This is a genomic window from Sphingobacterium sp. WM (assembly GCF_029542465.1).
GTDB lineage: Bacteria > Bacteroidota > Bacteroidia > Sphingobacteriales > Sphingobacteriaceae > Sphingobacterium > Sphingobacterium cellulitidis.
In genome coordinates this window covers 808,292-828,135 of the sequence record NZ_CP120709.1, presented here as the reverse complement: position 1 = coordinate 828,135, position 19,844 = coordinate 808,292, and the positions used below count along the sequence as shown (strand labels likewise).

The window sequence follows — 19,844 nt, the reverse complement described above, 5'->3', positions numbered from 1 at the left end:
GCTACCGCAGAATAAATCCTGCAGTAGCTTAGCATTAGAAAAATCAAATTAGAATTTGAAAGAAAGACTTGCTAAAAACTCAAATGGTCTTTGGGGTTTCCCATACACATCCCAGTATTTTATATTAGCGATATTGTTGAATTTTAACCCAACACGATATTTTGGTTGGTCATAAAATGTGGTCGCATTTATTACAGTATATTGTGGCACATAAAAATCATCTTGCATATTCATCAAGACATCGCCTACATAGTTCAGCCCTGCTCCAAATCCCAATCCTTTGACTCCATTGTCTAAAAACTTATAGGAGGTCCAAAAATTCGCCACATGCTTCGGGCTCCATGCATCTCGCTTGCCAACTTGATTCTCTGCAGCAATAACATACTTGCTATCGTTGTATCCATAGCCAGCAATAATATTCCATCCCCGAACCGGACTTGCTATCACATCTACCTCTACTCCTTTACTGGTCAGTTCTCCGTCCTGAACACTCACTCCTGGAATAATCGACCTTAACTTATCTTTAACTGTAATGTTGTAATAACTCACGGAGGCATTTAGAAGACCATCAAACAATTCCAATTTGGAACCAACTTCAATCTGGTTGGCTTGTTCGGGTTTCCATTGTTTTAATATAGGATCTGATTCTGGATCACTCGGATTGGACAATCCTTGGGAGGCACCAATATTTGAAAAACTATTCATGTAGTTGGCAAATACTGAAACCTTATCTTTTATTGGCTGAAATACAATGCCGAACTTCGGGGATACATTCACTTGTGAATACCCTTCTTCTACTTCAAAGGATGGTTCTGTTGCTTTTTGCTCCACTTTCCCTTGTTCATTGACAACCTGTGGCTGCCCTGGATTATAGGCTGTCAAATCGTTCTGGCGAAATGCATTTACACGAGCACTTAACATCACAAATAAGCGATCTGAAATATTAGTCACATTGGAAATATAACCACTGATCACGCGATAATTGCTCTCATCCAAGCCATCGCCATAACTACGCTTTGGCCTTGAAGCATCGACCTCTGCTTTGGTCAAGGGCTTCCAATATTGATCCTTAACACTCACCGTATCATAAATCGCAAAGTAAGGAACCATATATAAATTCTTGTCTTTGAAGAACGTTGCATCAGCACCAATCAAGACTTTATTACTGACCGAACCTATATTATAAGAACCATTGAAATTCTGCTGAACGGCAGTAAAATTCATACTGTAATCATCAAAAATTCGATAGCGGCGTTCTACCCGATTATCATCAACAATCATGGGAACCATAAATATAGAACCCTTATCTCCCGTATTATTGTAAAGGAAGGAAGTCCTTGAAGACCAATTCTGAGAGATCTGATACTCAATCTCGGCTCCAATATTCACGTTTGTCCGATTGGTGGCAATATCATCAGACGTAAATGACCTATCATATGGCATTCCATATTCCTTCATATTGGAATAGGAAAGCTTATTGGTGTTTCTTAAAAAGGCAACCAAGGGTTTGGTTGTATTATACACATCGGCATCCAATCGAACCGTTGTTTTACCATTGGCCTTGAACAATAAGCTTGTTGCGAATCCCATAGCTGTGGTCTTTCCTTCATTCTGAAATCCATTATTGGTCATCCCCAAAACATTGAATCGACCCAATGCCGTCCTGTCTGTATTCAATGGAGTATTCACATCAGCTGTTATTCGGTTCATTCCAAAACTTCCCGTCGTAAAACTCACCTCACCACGTAAGGATTCAAAAGGTTTTTTGGTCACATTATTAATGATACCACCATATGAAGAAGATTGAGCTCCAAACAAGGTGGCAGATGGCCCCTTTATCACTTCAACTTTTTCCAGGTTAAAGATTTCTGAAACCGCTCTCGATTCAACAGGCATACCATTCCGTACCATATTGGAACCACCTTGATTAGTATTGGAGAATCCACGCATTAAAACACCATGCCCACTATCATTCACGCCATTCGCAATGACCGCCCCTGGTACTTGTGCCATTGCCGTAATATAATCCGTAGCTGATGTTTCCATCATCAAGTCTTTTGTAATGACGCTATAGGCCTGCGGATTCTCTAAATTCGCCAAGGGCATCCGAGCAATATCCTGCGTTTCTTTCCTCGCAAATTTATTCCGTTGTATATCAGATACAATGATTTCACGTAACTGTGTTGACTTTGATTGAACCGTGATTCGATCTAATTTTGTAGTTTCTCCTGCTTGAACCTTAACTGCAACTGTTGAAACTGTATAATTCGCATAGCTGACCTCCAGGATATATTCACCTTTTGGCGCGGTTAATTTGTACTCTCCTTGCTCATTTACCGAAGTATTAAATTTTGTGTCTCGCAATCGGATGGATGCATAAGAAAATGGTTTCCCATCGATGGTAAACACCTCTCCTTCAATCGTTCCTGTCTGTTGTGCTAATAGTAATGCTGGTAATGAAAATAATATTAAAATAGTCAGTGTGATTTTAATATAATGGTCTGTTAACTTAAATACCATATATAAACTTATTTAGATTAATTAAAAATAATGGAGCAAAAGTATTACATTTGAACATGCATCGATAACATAGCGTGGAAATTCAACAACAAATAAGGGATAATATCAAAACAGTAACGCTCCATGAATTATATGGAAAAGAAGAATTAAATGATTTGTTAACCGAGGCGGATAACAACCATGTAACCAATGGTTTTGATCTAAAATTGGTAAAGAATGAATTTCTGGAAGGCCGCTTAATGAAATATAATGACGATTCCATTTCGGTCAGTTATCAAGAATGGAACCTGTTAAAACCTTTCAAATTAAGAGTTAAACATAATTCACAACTCATCAAGGTCCAGTTTGAAATTGAAGGCTATTCACATTTTGAAAGCCTACAACAGGATTTTATTATTATCCCCTCCAACCATTATCAATTTATCAAGATTGAACATACGGATGGTTTCCTAACTTATAACTGTCCTCGAAAAGTCCTGGATATTTACATCGAGCCTAATGAACTTTTCAAATTATTAAGAACCCAAGGATTTTCTGACCTCCAACTTAAAGAGCATTTCCTTTTACAGAATTATACCTTCTGCAAAAAAGCAATCATCATTAATCCGAAGCAAATGCAACTGATTCATGAATTATTAAATCATCAATACCAAGCGGAATTTGCCAAGCAGTTTATTCGGATCAAAGCAATGGAATTAATGATCACGGTATTCTCAGGTGCAACGAATAGTATCAATCATCCTAAATGGAACCAGAAGGATATCGATCAAATCCTGGAAGTCAAGTATTTCTTGGATGAAAATTTCCATCAGGAATTGACCTTTAAAATCTTGACCAAGAAATTCGCCATCAATGAATTCAAACTCAAGAATGCTTTTAAGGACTTATTTGGCGATACTGTCTTCGGTTATATTCGTAGAAATAAACTCCGCAAAGCACATGAATTATTGACAAATTCAAACCTCGAAATCAAAGAAATAGCTTTCCTAACCGGTTTTAAATATGCGCATCACTTCTCCAAAGTGTATACTGAATATTATCATATTAAACCCAGTGAGTACAGGAATCAAATAAAACCTAAATTTTGAGTATTGTTAGGAATAGTTTATTTTTAAAAAATGATTGTATAAACATCTATCATAACAAACAAATCAATTATTATAATAAAACATCAAATCATATCGGATAGGTGCTCCTTGGTAAACTCAAAATATTATTCTTTCAAAGAATTCAAATTGGAGATCCTTGCCAAATATGAGTCTTGAGGATAGTTTTTATGACAACTTGCTTATAAAATAATGGTTATTAAGCCCTACCTTTGCACTAATATTTAAAACAAATGAAAATTCAATTAAATACGATTGAAGAAGCAATCGAAGACATAAAAGCTGGAAAGGTTATCATTGTAGTAGATGATGAAGACCGTGAGAACGAAGGGGACTTTGTAACCGCAGCTCGTAATGCCACTCCAGAAATCATTAATTTCATGGCTACCCATGGTAGAGGATTGGTATGTGCTCCATTGACTGAAGAGCGTTGTAGAGAATTAAACCTTGGTTTAATGGTGAACAACAATACCGCAGTGTATGAAACGAACTTCACTGTTTCTGTTGACTTGCAAGGCTATGGTTGTACCACTGGTATTTCCGCATCGGACCGCTCGAAAACAATCAAAGCATTAATTGACCCTAATATTAAGCCTGAAGAATTAGGTCGTCCTGGTCACATCTTCCCTTTAATCGCCAAAGATGGTGGGGTTTTGCGTAGAACTGGACATACTGAAGCTTCAGTGGATTTAGCACGTTTAGCGGGTTTCGAACCTGCTGGAGTATTGGTAGAAATCCTGAAAGATGATGGCGAAATGGCTCGTCTTCCTGATTTAATCAAAGTGGCTGAAAGATTCGACCTTAAAATCGTCTCTATCGAAGATCTGATTGAATATCGCTTAAAACACGATACCTTAATTAAAGAAGAAGTAAGTGTAGATATGCCAACCGAATGGGGTGATTTCAAAATGAAAGCATTTACCCAAAAAAATACCGGCGAACAACACTTAGCTTTATATAAGGGTGAATGGGCGGAAGATGAACCTGTATTAGTCAGAGTACATAGCTCATGTGTTACAGGTGATATCTTTGGATCTTGCCGTTGTGACTGTGGACCTCAATTGCATAAAGCAATGGAGATGATCCAAAAAGAAGGTAAAGGTATAGTTGTTTATATGAATCAAGAAGGAAGAGGAATCGGCCTTGTGAATAAACTACATGCTTATAAACTTCAGGAAACTGGAATTGATACCGTGGATGCAAATCTTCAATTAGGTTTCAAACCTGATTTACGCGACTATGGTGTGGGAGCACAAATCCTTCGCTATATGGGCGTAACGAAAATGCGTCTTATGTCTAATAATCCAACAAAACGTGCTGGATTAATCGGCTATGGTTTAGAAATAGTAGACAATGTGCCTATCGAAATTGTACCTAACAAGTACAATGAAGAATACTTGAAAACTAAAAGAGATAAAATGGGTCATACCCTAAGCAATCTCTAAAAATACAAAGTGGAGGTCTTGGGACCTCCATTTTTTTTAATAACATCCAACATCGCCGATAAACTATCGGCTCTCCTAATTGTTGGAATAATAAAATCACTATGAAAAATCCCTTATTAATTCAAAAGGCTTATTTTAACGGTTCTTTCATCCAATCTGATAAAACATTTGAAGTCATTAATCCTTCAACTTTAAAACCCGTGGGCAACCTGCCTGACTTAACAGTTAAAGATTGTAAGAAATTTATTGATAGTGCCCATAAAGCTTGGGATTCTTGGAAAAATACACCTGTTGCTGAGCGTTCTAGAATTCTAAGAAACTTATATAATTTAATCAATGAGCATAAGCAGGATTTGGCAGAGATTATGACTCTGGAAAGTGGCAAACCAATTCGTGAATCACTCACTGAGGTGGACTATGCAAACTCTTTTATTGACTGGTTTGCCGAAGAGGCTAAACGTGCTTATGGTGAAACTATCCCTTCCCTTGCTGGAAATGCCAGAATGCAAACCATCAAACAATCCGTTGGAGTGGTTGCTGCTATTACGCCTTGGAATTTCCCTTTGGCTATGATTACCCGTAAGGTAGGTCCTGCACTTGCCGCAGGTTGTACCGTGGTATTGAAACCTGCATCTCAAACGCCATTCTCAGCAATTGCATTGGCAAAATTAGCAGATCAGGCGGGGGTACCTAAAGGTGTACTGAATGTTATCACTTCGAAAGATAGCCGTGGAATTGGTAAAGAACTCGCAACCAATGATAAAATCCGTAAAATATCTTTTACAGGTTCAACCTCGGTTGGACAAACCTTAATGGAACAAGCAGCATCTACCATTAAAAAAATATCACTTGAACTTGGTGGTAATGCACCATTCCTGGTCTTTAATAATGCTGATATTGATAAAGCTGTAGAAGGTGCTGTTGCAGGTAAATTTAGAAATACCGGTCAGACTTGTGTATCCATCAACCGATTCTATGTTCAGGAAGATGTTTTTGCTGAATTCACTAAAAAACTAAGCGCAGCGGTAAAAGCGTTGCAGGTTGGAGATGGGTTAAAGAAAACCTCCCAAGTAGGTCCATTGATCAATGCTGAAGGTCTAGAAAAAGTGGAAGAACATGTTCAGGATGCTTTGGATAAAGGGGCAAAAATTGAAACGGGTGGTAAAAGAATCAAAGGCTTGTTCTACGAACCTACTGTATTATCGAATATGCCTAATCACAGTTTGATAGCCTCTGAAGAAACCTTCGGACCTGTTTGTGCTTTATTCAAATTCAAGACGGAAGAGGAAGCTATTAAATTAGCAAACGATACGCCATTTGGATTGGCGGCATACTTCTTTAGCCAGGATGTAAATCAATGTTTCCGAGTTGCAGAACAACTTGAAGCTGGAATGGTCGGTGTGAATACTGGATTGATCTCAAATGCTTCTGCTCCATTTGGTGGAGTTAAACAATCTGGATTAGGTCGAGAGGGATCTAAGTACGGATTGGATGAATATATCGAAGTAAAATACATTTGTTTTGGAGGGAATTAACCTCCAAAACATTACCAAATATGATATCGTAATCCCAACATGATATAATTGGGTTCAGTTACCTCATCCTTGAACTGATATTTTACTTTATAACCCGTATAAAGGGATAAATCTACCGTTGGAAAGTAATAACTGATTCCTACCTGTCCATTAACCTTGGTAAAGTTCTCTTTTCTACGCATAGGCTCCTCATTATCGCCATCTACAGAATAATCATAAGTGAAAAATTCCTGTCCTAGACCTGCACCTAAAAATACATTGAAATTGGATTTCTCCTTGTTCAGGATGCTGACCAAATAATCAGCTCCAACTGCTAATAAATCTCCACGACCGTGAAATTGTGCCTGTATAGACTGCCTATTGGTAAAATCATACTTCCCCTGAACCCCAAAGCTGGCATCATAGGATGGATCGTCCAGTTTCAAGTCGCTATATAAACCAAATGCCCAATCATGTTCCTGAGCTGTTGAAAGTAACGGCAGCATAATAACTCCTACAATCCAAAGTAATCTCTTCATAACATAAATATTAATCAACTTGTTCACCCTTACTTTTACGGTACTTTTTGTAAAGTTTGACAAGTATCATGAGTAAAATTCCTAATCCAAAAATTCCGAGAACTCCAAATACCCAACCTATGGTCGACTTTAGAATCACCAAAAAGACAATAGCAAACAATATAATGGTAGATACCTCATTCCACATTCTCAACTGCGTGGAGGTCCAGCTGGAAACTTCATCTCTCAATCGATACATAATCTTTTGAGAAATAAAATGATAGGCAATTAATGCGGCCACAAAACCTAATTTCACCTGCATCCAACCCGCAGATAATAGTCCCGGATTGAGATGTAGCATCACTAAGGCTGAAATTACAGCGATATACATGGAAGGAGTCGTTATAACCCACCATAGCCTATTCTCCATAATCACAAATTGCTTATGCAATACCTGATACTCCACTGCTGATTTTTTCCTGGCCTCGGTGTGATAGATAAATAACCTTGGCATATAGAATAACCCAGCCATCCAACAGATTACAAAAATGATATGTATTGCTTTCGCGTATAGATAGACCATAATTTCAATTAATTCTCAAAAATAAAAATTAAATCAGCAATTACTGACATGAGCAAGTAATGAATTCACTGTTTAAACGAAAGGAGCTGACACTTAGTGACAGCTCCTTTTGTTTATATTTTAAATGCTTAGTATCTGAATTCCTTAATGGTTTCAACGGCATATTTCACATTGTCAAAAGGAATATCCGGCATGATACCGTGACCTAGATTAAAGATAAATCCATTCTCACCACGCATACGCTCAAACAGATCTAAGATCTTTTTCTTGATGACTGGTTTATCTGCATAAAGTACAAATGGATCAAGATTTCCTTGAACAGCCATATTGCTTGGTAAAGACTTTTTGATATTCAATAAATCTGCATTCCAATCTACTGATACAACATCAGGTTGCGCTTCAGCCATAACTGGTGCAAATACCGAACTACCTTTACAGAAAGAAATTACAGGTATATCTTTTCTGTTCAATCTAGAAATAATGTATTTGTTGTATTTATGGGAGAACTCATGGTAATCATTCCATGATAAAGCCAATGCCCAGCTATCGAACAATTGTAGTGCATTTACTCCGGCTTCAATCTGCATGTTCATGTAGTTTACCGTTACATCAGCAATTTTTTGCAAGATGGAATGCGCCAATTCCGGTTGATTGTTCAACAAGGTTTTTGTCAATTTAAAATCCTTGGAAGATCCACCTTCTACCAAATAACTTAAAATGGTAAATGGTGCTCCTGCGAAACCAATCAATGGCACTTTTCCGTCCAAACGCCCTTGGATAACCTTAATGGCATCACCTACATATTGTAGTTTATCCAAACAATCCACCGATAGATTCTCGGCATCTTGAACAGTTCTTATCGGATTTGAGAATCTCGGACCAACACCTTGTTCAAAGGATAGGTCTCCCCCCATGGCCTCGGCCGTAACCAAGATATCCGAAAATAAAATAGCTGCATCAACACCTAATAGGTCTATTGGCAGCATGGTAACATCTGCGGCAATCTCCGGAGTTTTGCACATCTCCAAGAAAGAATATTTGTTCTTGATTTCCCAATATTCCTTCATAAATCTTCCTGCTTGACGCATCATCCATACTGGAGGTCGTTCCGTAGGCTGCGATAATGCAGCGCGAATCAATAGATCGTTCTTCAAATTTTTGTCCACTACTTATTCTTATTTACTTCGTTTTGTATTTTCTCTATTATTGACTGCTGTCTCGCAGTTAGTCTTAATTTACCAGCTAAATCTAAATAAGCCTGAACACGTTCGTAATCATGTTTCCTTAAATTGATATTCGCCAGATTAATCAACACCATCCCCTTCTCATTGTCCTTACGCCATGGTAATCGCGATGCTAACTGAAAATGATACTCAGCCTCCTCAATCCGCTCTTCCTTCAAGGCGATATTCCCCATCATAAACTCATAAAAATTCCTTCTCCCTTTTCGAAGCTTATCTGGGTTCTTGATATCCGCTAGTAACCTTTTGGTTTTCTCGTAATCTTGTTTGTGAAAAGCTTGTGTAGCCAAATAAACATTGCCTTCCTTTAAATAGCTCCATACTAAGTAGGTAATCCCTCCAAAGATGTAAACCGCAATATTATAATGCTTGGCATAAATGGCATACAATAGAAAAGCAATCGCAATTGCGATCACTATTTTTCGAGCTTGATTGGTCATCTATTTAGTTCGAGTTGTCTGTAAACTTATATCCAACACCACGAATGGAATGGAAATAAATTGGATGTTTTTGATCAGGTTCAAAATATTTTCTAAAAGTCAGGATAAAATTATCAATGGTCCGTGTTGAAGGATAAACATCATAATTCCAAACTGTCTCTAAGATTTGCTCACGGGAAACAGCCTCATTTCTACGTTCAATCAACAGTTTTAGCAACATCGTCTCTTTCTTCGTCAAGGAAGTGATGCTACCATCTGCATGATGTAGTTCAAAGGAGTTAAAATAAATTGTTTTATCACCAATGGTATAAGAATTCAACTCTTTCAAGTCTTCCCCTTTCATACCACGACGGATTAGATTGCTCACGCGTAGAATCAATTCTTCCAAATTGAATGGTTTTACCAAATAATCATCGGCACCTTTTTTCAATCCGGTAATACGATCTTCAGAACTGTTCTTGGCAGTCAAAAACATAATAGGAACTTCAGAATTCTGAAGCCTAATGGTTTCTGCTACCTGGAAGCCATCAATCTCAGGAATCATAACGTCCAAAATAATTAAATTGAAACGCTCCTCCTTAAATATTTTTAATGCTTTCTTTCCATCTGTAGCCGTAGTAACACGGTATCCTTCAAGTTCTAAATTTAACTTGATAGCTTCTAACAGATGCTCTTCATCTTCAACTAATAGTATTCGTTGTTTAGTTTGCATAATTTTCAAAAATAACTTCAAAGATGCTACCTGTAGGCGTATTATCCTTTACGCGGATAGTAGCATTGTGTTTTTGTAATACTGTCTTAACAATATATAAACCCAAACCAGTTCCTTTAGTTTTACGGGTCGATTCACTTCCTACGCGATAAAACTTATTAAAGATAAGTTTTTTTTCATCATCCGGTATTCCTTCACCATGGTCCGTTACCGAAAATAAGAGGTTATTTCCCTGTTTTTTCAACTTCACATAAACCGTAGCACAAGGTGGTGAATACTTAACCGCATTCTCTATCAGATTCGTAATAACATTGCTGATGGCAAACTTATCCGCCTTTAACTCAATATTCTCCTCCAAATCAAATTTAATAACTTGAGATTTGCAGGCATTCTTCTGTAATCGATCAACAATTTGCTCAACTAATTCAGTAACATTAAAAGCCTCCTTTGGAAGCTGATAAGCCCTATTCTCTAGTTTTGTGGTCAATAAAATATTCTCCACTAAATCATCCAGACGTTCAATATCCTTCAATGAATTGGACAAGAAAACCTTTTGCTGTTCCCGATCTAAATCTCTTTTTAAGATAGTCTGAATATAAAGCTTTACCGAAGCTAAAGGAGATTTCAATTCATGAGTGATTGCCAAAAGAAAATTTTGTTGCTGTTGACTGATCTCATGTTCCCTTTTTACATATTTCTTAAGCTTTAAAGCACCCCAAATAAAAATCAATAGGAATATCAGTCCTTCACCAATAATCATCCCCTTGCGGTCTGGTTCAAACTTTACCAAAATAAAGCCCCACCATAACAATTGGGTAATCGCATAAAAGACAAGAAAATAAAATAGAAATAAAGCTTTCTTCATATCTGTTGATTACTGCGCAAATGTACTCAAATACGGCCTTATTAGAAAGTTAGCCCAACTTTATGACAGTAAACTTAGATTCCCGGTTGATACAGCAAGCATTAGCCCGTATATTTGCACATGTTCAACGACAAAAAACATCTATTTTTCGATTTAGACCATACCATTTGGGATTTTGATAGAAATGCTGAAGAAACATTGCATGAACTTTATTACAGGTATTCCTTTGACGATTTGTTCAATTCCCCAACCTCCAATCAGTTTATCGCCACGTATACAGAAAACAACCATAGACTTTGGAATCTGTATCACCATGGTAAAATTGATAAGCCAACCTTAAGGAAACTTAGGTTCGCAGATACATTTAGTCAATTGGGGGTCGATCCTGAGCTTTTCCCACTGGCATTTGAAGAAGAATACCTTGAAATCTGCCCAACGAAGAAAAACCTGTTTCCAAATGCACATGAAACCTTAACTTATCTTAAGGATAAATATACCTTACATCTGATTTCAAATGGATTTAAGGAGGCTTGCGAGAAAAAATTGGAACACAGTAATCTTGCTCCTTATTTTGAAACCATTGTGATCTCGGAAATTATCGGAATCAACAAACCGGACATCCGGATTTTTCAACATGCCTTAAACAACGGAAAGGCTAATAAAACAGAAGCTGTGATGATTGGGGATAATCTGGATGCGGATGTCAGAGGAGCTCAAAACGCTGGTCTTGAAGCGATCTTTTTCAATCCTTTCGAGTTGGAGAAACCCGATGATGTCAATCACATGATCAAAGATCTAAAAGAATTACAGCAGCTTTTCTAAGAAAAAGCTGCTGACTTTTTTTACTTCAAAATTCTTTTCAAAAGCTTACTATAGGCTTTCGCTATTTTTTCCATCCCATAATCATTGGGATGCGCATAGTCAACCGTAGAATTATTATCCAATCCTATTTCTTTCTCAGAAAGCCAATAAAGATTTTTATCTCCATTTTTTTGGAGAGCTTTTACGGCTTTCTCAGCCACTCTGGATCGATTTTGATAATCTGCATTGCTTTTCAAGTTTAAAACGGCTGGAACCTCACTTGAACTATGTGCAGCAATAACGATCGGCGTCTTAGGATGGACTGCACGAATCGTTGATACAGCATTATCAATCAATCCAGTCAATTTTCGTTCTCCATCTTCTCCAGAAACTGATAGATTGGGAATACAATCCAAAATAAAAACAGCAGCATCTTCTTGCTTGATTAGATCCAGAATTGGCTGTTCCAATCGTCCATTACCACTGAATGCCAAGTTGATGACTTCCTGATCAAAGTCTCGACCTAACCAATTCGTCCATCCCAATCCTGGTCTAGAAGCACATGCTCCTTGCGCAATGGAAGTTCCATAAACAATGATGGGTTTGAGGTCAGCATGATGAAATTCCAACTTTTCATTTGCTGAAACGCCAATTTCCATCCACTTTACAGCATTATAAAGTGGTAGATACAATCGATAGATATTATTCGGGTATTGACCATAATCCTCATAGGTGTAGGAGATGGTATCTTTGAAATTATATTTTCCATAAATCCATTCCCAGGACTTCGAATCTGAAGCTTTGGAATATAGATCCAAGCCACTCACTCCAGTTGTTGGCATATGGGGCATATTCAAACCCTTGGATACTTGATATCTTACTACAAAAGACTTCGCAGAAGTTTTAAATTCAAGATATACTCCGGCTCCATCCTGTCCGAGATTCCAAACGGGCTCTCGCACCTCCCCTTTTAAATTTAAGGGTAAGCGGGCATAACCATCCGCTGTCTCAACAGCCTTCACCCTTCCTTCCAATGCTTTCGCTTCCAAAACATCGTACCATTTGGTTTCTTGACCATATCCTATGACCGAAAGGATACAAAAAAGAGAGCTCAAAAGGCTCTCTTTCCAATATTTATTGAGAATAAACATTATAATTCTTTTACAGTGATATTTCTTAACCAAACATCATCACCGTGATCTTGGAATCCAATCACACCTGATTTTGTCTTACCACCAACATTATTCAATAATTCAAATGCCAAAGGCCATTTTTCCTTGCTGAATTTACTAGCTTCCAATAATTGGGTCCATTCTGGAGTCCACAACTCATACTCAACAACTTTTTCATCGTTTTGGTAATGAGTCACTTTACCTTTGTTTACCACAATTTTAGCTCTATTCCACTCTCCTGCTGGGAATGCATTTTGAGGTTTTGCCGGAATCATATCATATAAAGATGATGATTTACGGTTTCCATCAACCCCTGCTTTCGCATCAGGATGGTTCTCATTGTCCAATAATTGAAATTCCGGACTTGAAATATAGATCGGTTGATCTTTGATTTCCTTCGCTAAGAAGAAAGTTCCTGAATTTCCAGCTTTTGAAATCTTCCACTCAAATTCCAATTCAAAATTCTTGAAATCATGAGCGAAGATCAAATCGCCACCTTCAGGGTTTTGAACACCTGCAGGTGCTTTAGAAAATTTCAATGTTCCGTTATCAATTGCCCATTTGCTCGGAACATGGTCCTTACCATAGCCTCTCCAGCCATTTAGTGAAGATCCATCAAATAAAACGTATGCTCCTGAGGAGTTCTTTTTAAAATCTTTTAGGGATACTTTAGGCAGATTCAGTACTTCATAGGCAGGAACATCCGCTCCCTTTGACGCTGTTGAATTCTTTGTAGCACAAGAAGCAACGGTCAATCCAATCGCGCCCACTAATACATACATAAAGTTTCTTTTCATAGTATAAAGTTGATTAAGTAAAAGTCTAATTTAATTATTCTTATCGTAAAATCAAGTATTAAAATTGTTGCCCACCCATATCATCCATATCTGGACCTTGCTGCTCTCTGTCTTTTCTACCAAAATTCTGCAAGCCAAATCTATAGGTAAAGGATAAGGTAATCATACGTTTCATCCAACGATGTGAAAACTGCATATCTCTGTTTGGCAGGTAATTATGCATCTCAAATTTACGCGTGTTAAATGCATCTCTAACATTTAACATTAAGCTACCCTTATTCTTTAACACGTCTTTTTTAATGGCCACATCTACTCCACGCATAGGCTTCATCTCCCCTTGCATCGTTTTCATCCCACTTCTGTAGTCGCCACGTACCTGTGCCGAAAAGGTTGGCGTAAATTTGAAATTGGTCGTTAGATTCCCATTCCAATTGAATGACTCTCTACCAACTAAGCCTAAACCTTCTTTGGGATGAAAGGTCATATGAGATAAATTCGCATTAGCAGTTACATCCCACCAGTTGGTCAAGTTTACCTTTGTGATCAATTCAAAACCCATCGCATCCAGGTCAGAAGCATTTTCCCATTTCATATAGGTCACATTCGTACGATCACCCACGATGTCTGAAATCAAATTCTCATCATAAATTACAGGCTGTGTCTGATCATTCACACGACGATAAAATACTGAGGATATAAAATTCCATTTATCATAGAATTTTGAAAAGCTCAATTCTGTTGCATGAATATCTTCAGGAAGTAAATTAGGATTACCCTGACGGTAATTCTGAACATCCGAAACATCTATAAACGGATTCACTTGCCATCCTCTTGGACGTTGAACCCTTCTTGAATAACTTAATTGAACCTTATCTCCCTTGCCTTGACCTACCGAGTAACTCAAGAATACACTTGGGTACAATCTGAAGTAATCCAGTTTTCCTTGGTCTTTTTTAATAACGGATGGGTTATCTAAATCATGTGAATAGATGTTTGTATTTAAATTCGCCTGCTCAGCCCTCAATCCCAATTGTACACCTAACTTTTCCGTTAGCTGTCTTTGATAATTCGCATATAAAGCATGAACTGTACTGCTCATATCAAAATCATTGGTAATCCGATAATCTGGAAGAAACTGTTGAGTAAGGGAATCTAATTCCTCCGAGTATTGACTCTCATCGGAATACCTAAGAATACTGCGATATCCAGCTTCAAATTTATGGTTCTCACCAAATGGCAACACATAATCCAATTGCATATTCCAGTTCTTGCCAGTTTCAGAAGTATTGTTAACTCGCTTTAAATCCGCATTCCCATTGGCAAAGGTTTGATGAAAATCATTCACCCCATCTTCTGTATCATATCCAAAAGAAACATTCGCCGTCAATTCTTCACCTTCGCGCTTTAGGGTACGCTTGAAATCAGCTTGTGCATCAATCCCTAAATCATCTTCATTTTGCAAGGAATTACGGAAACTGCTATTTCCCAATCCCGGAACATTCCAGTAATTGTAGTTAATATCATTCCCACGCTCATTATCTCTTAAACTTAAATTTGTCGTCAAACTTAAAGTCGTCTTATCATTCATATAATAGTCAGTACCCAATCGAACCGTATGGTTATACCCTAATCGGTTACTTTCTTCAAGACTTTGCGTTCTTGGACTCTTATCCGTAATGCTACCATTGATATAATCAATATTATCAGAAAATCCACTTCCCAAGCTATTTCTTCTGCTGAAGTTGTAGTTACCAAAATAATTCACCTTCCCATCTCTATAATTCAAGGTAACTCCGGCATTGGCATTCTCATACGATCCTCCCGATGCATTCACCGAACCATTTAAGCCTAAACGAGCATTTTTCTTTAATATAATATTGATAATTCCTGATTGACCTTCAGCGTCATACTTGGCTGATGGATTGGTGATGATCTCTACTTTTGCAATCGCATCCGCAGGTAAGGATTGTAGGAAGGAATTGATATCTGAACCTGCCATTGCGGATTCTTTTCCATCCACTAGAAAACGGACGTTGGTCGAACCTCTTAAGCTGACGCTACCATCGGATTCCAATTGCAGCGTTGGAACATTCCCCAATAAATCCTGGGCAGAACCACCCACACTGACCATGCTCTGGGAAACATCGAAGACTTTCTTATCGATCCCAATTTGCAAGTCCGGAACTTTTCCTTGAACGACAACTTCTGAAATCTTCTCCCCTTCTTCGGACAGTACAATGGAACCAAGATTAATATTCTTTCCCGCAGATACTACAAAGTTATTCCGGGTATAAGTTTTAAATCCAATATAAGTCACCTGAAGATTGTATGTTCCTGGATCTACATCCGAAATAGAAAAAGTACCATTAGAACCAGTTTGTTGACCGCGAATATAGGCGTTATTTACTGTTGACAATAAACTCACACTAGCACCAATGGCTGCGGAGCTGTCCTGTTCCAAAATACGACCTTGAATATCGACTTTCTGGGCAAATAAAATAATAGGAATTAATAAAAATAAACTGCTGAAGGTTTTTTTAAGTAGCATCTTAGAACTTTCTTGTGATTTAAGCCACAAAGTTGCGCATTAATTAAGAAAGTTAAATGCACGTAACTGCATTATTACGAGGGGGAGAATTATTCTACAGAAACCGTCAGCCCTTCAGTTTTAAGGATTTTGCGATAGACTTCAACTTCGGTAAATGAACCTTCGAGAATGGTACATTTCCCTTTGGTATGAACGGTCCATGCAATTCTGGAGGCTTCTGTTTCCGAGTATTGAAGGTAATGCATCAGGCAATGGATGACGTGTTCAAAGGTATTGAAATCATCGTTCCACAAAATTAACTTGTTTGAATCTTTGGTCACCGCCAGGATTTCTTCAAGGGTAAATGTTTCTTGTTCAACTTCAACGCTCATAGAGCAAAAATAGCTTATTTTTCAAATAAATCAGTATTTTAGCTGAATTGTTTATTAAAGTTAGACCTATGTTTCAATCAAAAATCGCGGGCTTGGGATATTATGTTCCCAAGAACGTATATACCAATAATGACCTGACACGATTCATGGAAACCAGTGATGAGTGGATTCAGGAACGTACAGGTATTAAGGAGCGTCGATATGCCAACAGAATTGGGGAAACAACCACAAGCATGGCGGTTGAGGCTTCTAAGATCGCTATTGAAAGAGCAAATACCACTGCTGAAGAAATTGACTTTATCATCTTTGCAACCCTATCTCCAGATTACTATTTCCCAGGATGTGGCGTTCTGTTACAACGTGAAATGGGGATGAAAGAAATCGGTGCCCTAGATGTTAGAAACCAATGTTCAGGATTTATCTACGCTCTTTCTATCGCAGACCAATTTATTAAAACCGGTATGTACAAAAACATCCTGGTTGTCGGTTCTGAAAAACATTCCTTCGCACTTGACTTTTCAACGCGAGGGCGTGCAGTTTCTGTCATCTTTGGGGATGGTGCTGGCGCAGTGGTTTTACAACCGAGTACAGAAGAAGGAAAAGGTATCTTAAGTACACATCTTCACTCTGATGGTGCCGAAGCTGAGAAATTAGCCATGTACTATCCTGGTGCTTCTGCTGGTTATTACCTTGGTGATGCTATGCCTAAATGGCCGGATGTAGAGCTGGGTGAAATGCTAATGACCAAAGAAATGTTGGACGATGGTTCAGCATTCCCTTATATGGATGGACAAGCTGTATTCAAAAAAGCTGTTGTTAAATTCCCGGAAGTCATTGGCGAGGCGCTTGCTCAAAATAAATTGAAGACTACGGATATAGACATGCTGATTCCGCATCAGGCTAACCTACGGATTTCTCAATTCGTACAGAAGACCCTGGGATTAACGGATGACAAGGTATTCAACAACATCCAGAAATACGGAAACACCACTGCCGCATCGGTGCCGATTGCACTTTGCGAAGCCTGGGAAGCCGGAAAAATTAAAGATGGTGACCTCGTTTGTCTGGCAGCATTTGGGGCTGGGTTTACTTGGGGATCAGCATTGATACGCTGGTAATCATTCATTGACCGCGCGAATTTTAAGATAAATTAAAAGGGCTCAGAATCTGAGCCCTTTTGCATATAGTTTTTAATTTAATTGTTGTTCCCGTACATTTTTTAATTCATTCACCTTTTTCTTTTCGGTACTTGCGCTTTTCTTCTTTGAGAAACCTGATCCAAAAATCACATCCCAGATTGCTGAACTTACCCCAAAACCTTTTTCTGGTTCTGAATAGTGGTGCAACATATGGTGATCCTTGATTCTTTTGAATAATCCCGATTTAAAATTAGCATGATGCATGGCATAGTGGCATTCATCATAAATCAAATACCCAAGCAGGAATCCTGAGAAAAAGGCCGCCAAAGTATAAGTTGAAAAGAAAAAGCTAAAAATAAAATAGATAATTGCTGCCATGGGAATACTCGCCGACAAGGGCATCACCAGTCTCAAGCGATCTTTCGGGAAATCATGGTGAACCCCATGAAAAATAAAGTGAATGCGTTTCCCAAATTTCGAGGATGGTTCATAATGAAAAACCCAACGGTGAAGAACATATTCCGCAAGCGTCCAAAAAAGTAATCCAAAGATGTAATACATGACCACCGTTCCTACGGACAACTCTCCCGGTACCAAGGCCCTCCAAATAAAATAAATCTTTACGGGGATCCAAAAAATGATTGGAACACTATAATGAACCTTCGTTAGAGATTCAAGAAAATCATTCTTGAACATCCGTGAAGATTCCGTCGAATTTGATACATATAACTTCTTTGCCATTTCTTACTATAATTTCATTCTCACCAAAGGTTAATGATTTAACCCTACAATTGCGCGATAGATAGCTATTAAGACCACAAAATTAAAAATTTACCCCACAGAGCAAATAGAAAACTAATATTTTGACAAAATTACGATAATAGTCAGAAATACAAACCCAATCGGGCTTAATATTATGATAATATTGTTAGTATATTAACTCGAATCCTCTTAATATAAAAAACAGGAATACCGGGGATTAGTTTTTAATAATTGGATTTTGTTGGGAGGCGGGTTATTGACAAACATGTCGCCCCTATGGGGCTGTGTTGTGTTATAATCGTGTTGCTACAAATATGTCACCCCTATGGGGTTTGAAAATTCATAGCGGAATGTATATCGGATATCTGAAACGAATGGTAGGGTTAGAGGTAAATTTGAAATAGATTCTTCGCTTCGCTCAGAATGACAGAAAAATTGTGTTTGTCATTCCGCATCGATGATGCGGAATCTATTTTATCAAACATTGGTAGGGGCGTATCGCATACGCCCTTTATTATTTGATGGAAAATTGGAAAATTGTCTTTCCGCATCTTCGATGCGGAATATATTTTAAGCGATTTGTTAGACAAACATGCCGCCCCTATGGGGCTGGGTTGTGTTATAATCGTGTTTCTACAAATATGTCACCCCTACGGGGTTTGAAAATACAAGGCTGATATCCGTATTTGAAAATGGGAGTATGCGACAAGAAAATCCAGAGGAATTTAATATTTGTACAAAGAAACCCCAGCGGGGTGACATATTTGTAGAAAGATGTGTTTATCCCAATATGCCCTCGCCCAATGCAATCGCTAAAGCGATTGCATTGGGCGAGGGCTATTCATTTATATAACCGCGTGACTAATATTGAACCCCTCTGGGGTTCTCATCTCCGCTGTCGGATATCTGAGATAAATTGTAGGGTTAGCGGTAAATTTGAAATAGATTCTTCGCTGCGATCAGAATGACAGAAAAGTTGTGTTTGTCATTCCGCATCGATGATGCGGAATCTATTTTATCAAACATTGGTAGGGGCGTATCGCATACGCCCTTTATTGTTTGATGGAAAATTGGAAAATTGTCTTTCCGCATCTTCGATGCGGAATCTATTTTATCAAATATTGGTAGGGGCGTATCGCATACGCCCTTTATTATTTGATGGAAAATTGGAAAATTGTCTTTCCGCATCTTCGATGCGGAATATATTTTAAGCGATTTGTTAGACAAACATGCCGCCCCTATGGGGCTGGGTTGTGTTATAATCGTGTTTCTACAAACATGTCACCCCTACGGGGTTTGAAAATTCATAG

At 38.1% G+C, this 19,844-nt stretch carries 17 protein-coding genes; 5 read left to right on the top strand and 12 right to left on the bottom strand.

The window, feature by feature from the left end:
* Window positions 1–48: 48 nt before the first annotated feature.
* Entirely contained in the window at window positions 49–2,520 is a 2,472-nt protein-coding gene (locus tag PZ892_RS03580; RefSeq protein ID WP_182499242.1) for a TonB-dependent siderophore receptor, read from the bottom strand.
* Window positions 2,521–2,594: 74 nt separating this feature from the next.
* On the opposite strand from PZ892_RS03580, the gene PZ892_RS03575 reads away from it, so the two are divergent.
* The 3 genes from PZ892_RS03575 to PZ892_RS03565 all read left to right on the top strand — a co-directional run bounded on the left by PZ892_RS03575 (window position 2,595) and on the right by PZ892_RS03565 (window position 6,606).
* Window positions 2,595–3,608: an AraC family transcriptional regulator gene (locus PZ892_RS03575; RefSeq protein ID WP_182499241.1), complete on the top strand. Its 1,014-nt coding sequence runs from the start codon at window positions 2,595–2,597 to the stop codon at window positions 3,606–3,608.
* A gap of 251 nt (window positions 3,609–3,859) precedes the next feature.
* Window positions 3,860–5,071, top strand: coding sequence for a bifunctional 3,4-dihydroxy-2-butanone-4-phosphate synthase/GTP cyclohydrolase II (locus PZ892_RS03570; RefSeq protein ID WP_094255304.1), 1,212 nt, complete (start codon window positions 3,860–3,862; stop codon window positions 5,069–5,071).
* Window positions 5,072–5,172: 101 nt separating this feature from the next.
* On the top strand, window positions 5,173–6,606 hold the full coding sequence (locus PZ892_RS03565) for an NAD-dependent succinate-semialdehyde dehydrogenase (RefSeq protein ID WP_182499240.1): 1,434 nt from the start codon (window positions 5,173–5,175) through the stop codon (window positions 6,604–6,606).
* A gap of 11 nt (window positions 6,607–6,617) precedes the next feature.
* On the opposite strand, the gene PZ892_RS03560 is transcribed toward PZ892_RS03565, so the two are convergent.
* The 6 genes from PZ892_RS03560 to PZ892_RS03535 form a co-directional block, all read right to left on the bottom strand.
* Complete coding sequence (locus tag PZ892_RS03560) at window positions 6,618–7,124, bottom strand: hypothetical protein (RefSeq protein WP_182499239.1); 507 nt, start codon at window positions 7,122–7,124, stop codon at window positions 6,618–6,620.
* Window positions 7,125–7,134: 10 nt separating this feature from the next.
* The gene (locus PZ892_RS03555) at window positions 7,135–7,686 is read right to left on the bottom strand and encodes a CopD family protein (RefSeq protein WP_182499238.1); all 552 of its coding nucleotides are present in this window, start codon (window positions 7,684–7,686) and stop codon (window positions 7,135–7,137) included.
* 128 nt (window positions 7,687–7,814) lie between these two features.
* A complete protein-coding gene (gene hemE, locus PZ892_RS03550) occupies window positions 7,815–8,840 on the bottom strand; it encodes a uroporphyrinogen decarboxylase (RefSeq protein WP_277712090.1) in 1,026 nt (341 codons plus the stop codon).
* Window positions 8,841–8,851: 11 nt separating this feature from the next.
* Window positions 8,852–9,367 carry a hypothetical protein gene (locus tag PZ892_RS03545; protein ID WP_094255308.1) on the bottom strand — a complete coding sequence of 172 codons (516 nt, stop codon included), beginning with the start codon at window positions 9,365–9,367 and terminating at the stop codon, window positions 8,852–8,854.
* A 4-nt stretch (window positions 9,368–9,371) separates the two neighbouring features.
* Complete coding sequence (locus PZ892_RS03540) at window positions 9,372–10,079, bottom strand: response regulator transcription factor (protein WP_094255309.1); 708 nt, start codon at window positions 10,077–10,079, stop codon at window positions 9,372–9,374.
* Window positions 10,069–10,944, bottom strand: coding sequence for an ATP-binding protein (locus PZ892_RS03535; protein WP_094255310.1), 876 nt, complete (start codon window positions 10,942–10,944; stop codon window positions 10,069–10,071). Before PZ892_RS03535 ends, PZ892_RS03540 begins: the two co-directional genes overlap by 11 nt.
* A 120-nt stretch (window positions 10,945–11,064) precedes the next feature.
* Here PZ892_RS03535 and PZ892_RS03530 point away from each other — a divergent pair, with 120 nt between their 5' ends.
* Complete coding sequence (locus PZ892_RS03530) at window positions 11,065–11,766, top strand: YjjG family noncanonical pyrimidine nucleotidase (protein WP_182499236.1); 702 nt, start codon at window positions 11,065–11,067, stop codon at window positions 11,764–11,766.
* 20 nt (window positions 11,767–11,786) lie between these two features.
* Here the strand turns inward: PZ892_RS03530 and PZ892_RS03525 are convergent, their stop codons facing one another.
* The 4 genes from PZ892_RS03525 to PZ892_RS03510 all read right to left on the bottom strand — a co-directional run bounded on the left by PZ892_RS03525 (window position 11,787) and on the right by PZ892_RS03510 (window position 16,633).
* On the bottom strand, window positions 11,787–12,896 hold the full coding sequence (locus PZ892_RS03525) for an SGNH/GDSL hydrolase family protein (RefSeq protein ID WP_182499235.1): 1,110 nt from the start codon (window positions 12,894–12,896) through the stop codon (window positions 11,787–11,789).
* Window positions 12,896–13,714 (bottom strand): DUF1080 domain-containing protein, encoded by an 819-nt coding sequence (locus PZ892_RS03520; RefSeq protein ID WP_094255313.1) that lies wholly within the window; start codon window positions 13,712–13,714, stop codon window positions 12,896–12,898. The genes PZ892_RS03525 and PZ892_RS03520 overlap by 1 nt, the downstream gene beginning before the upstream one ends.
* Window positions 13,715–13,772: 58 nt before the next feature.
* Complete coding sequence (locus tag PZ892_RS03515) at window positions 13,773–16,262, bottom strand: TonB-dependent receptor (protein ID WP_277712089.1); 2,490 nt, start codon at window positions 16,260–16,262, stop codon at window positions 13,773–13,775.
* 89 nt (window positions 16,263–16,351) lie between these two features.
* The gene (locus tag PZ892_RS03510; RefSeq protein WP_094255315.1) at window positions 16,352–16,633 is read right to left on the bottom strand and encodes an ATP-dependent Clp protease adaptor ClpS; all 282 of its coding nucleotides are present in this window, start codon (window positions 16,631–16,633) and stop codon (window positions 16,352–16,354) included.
* A 68-nt stretch (window positions 16,634–16,701) separates the two neighbouring features.
* Between PZ892_RS03510 and PZ892_RS03505 the strand changes: the two genes are divergently transcribed.
* Window positions 16,702–17,751, top strand: a complete 1,050-nt coding sequence (locus PZ892_RS03505; protein WP_094280128.1) for a beta-ketoacyl-ACP synthase III — start codon at window positions 16,702–16,704, stop codon at window positions 17,749–17,751.
* A 72-nt stretch (window positions 17,752–17,823) separates the two neighbouring features.
* Here PZ892_RS03505 and PZ892_RS03500 read toward each other — a convergent pair whose 3' ends face one another.
* Complete coding sequence (locus tag PZ892_RS03500) at window positions 17,824–18,513, bottom strand: sterol desaturase family protein (RefSeq protein WP_229678310.1); 690 nt, start codon at window positions 18,511–18,513, stop codon at window positions 17,824–17,826.
* Window positions 18,514–19,844: the final 1,331 nt, after the last annotated feature.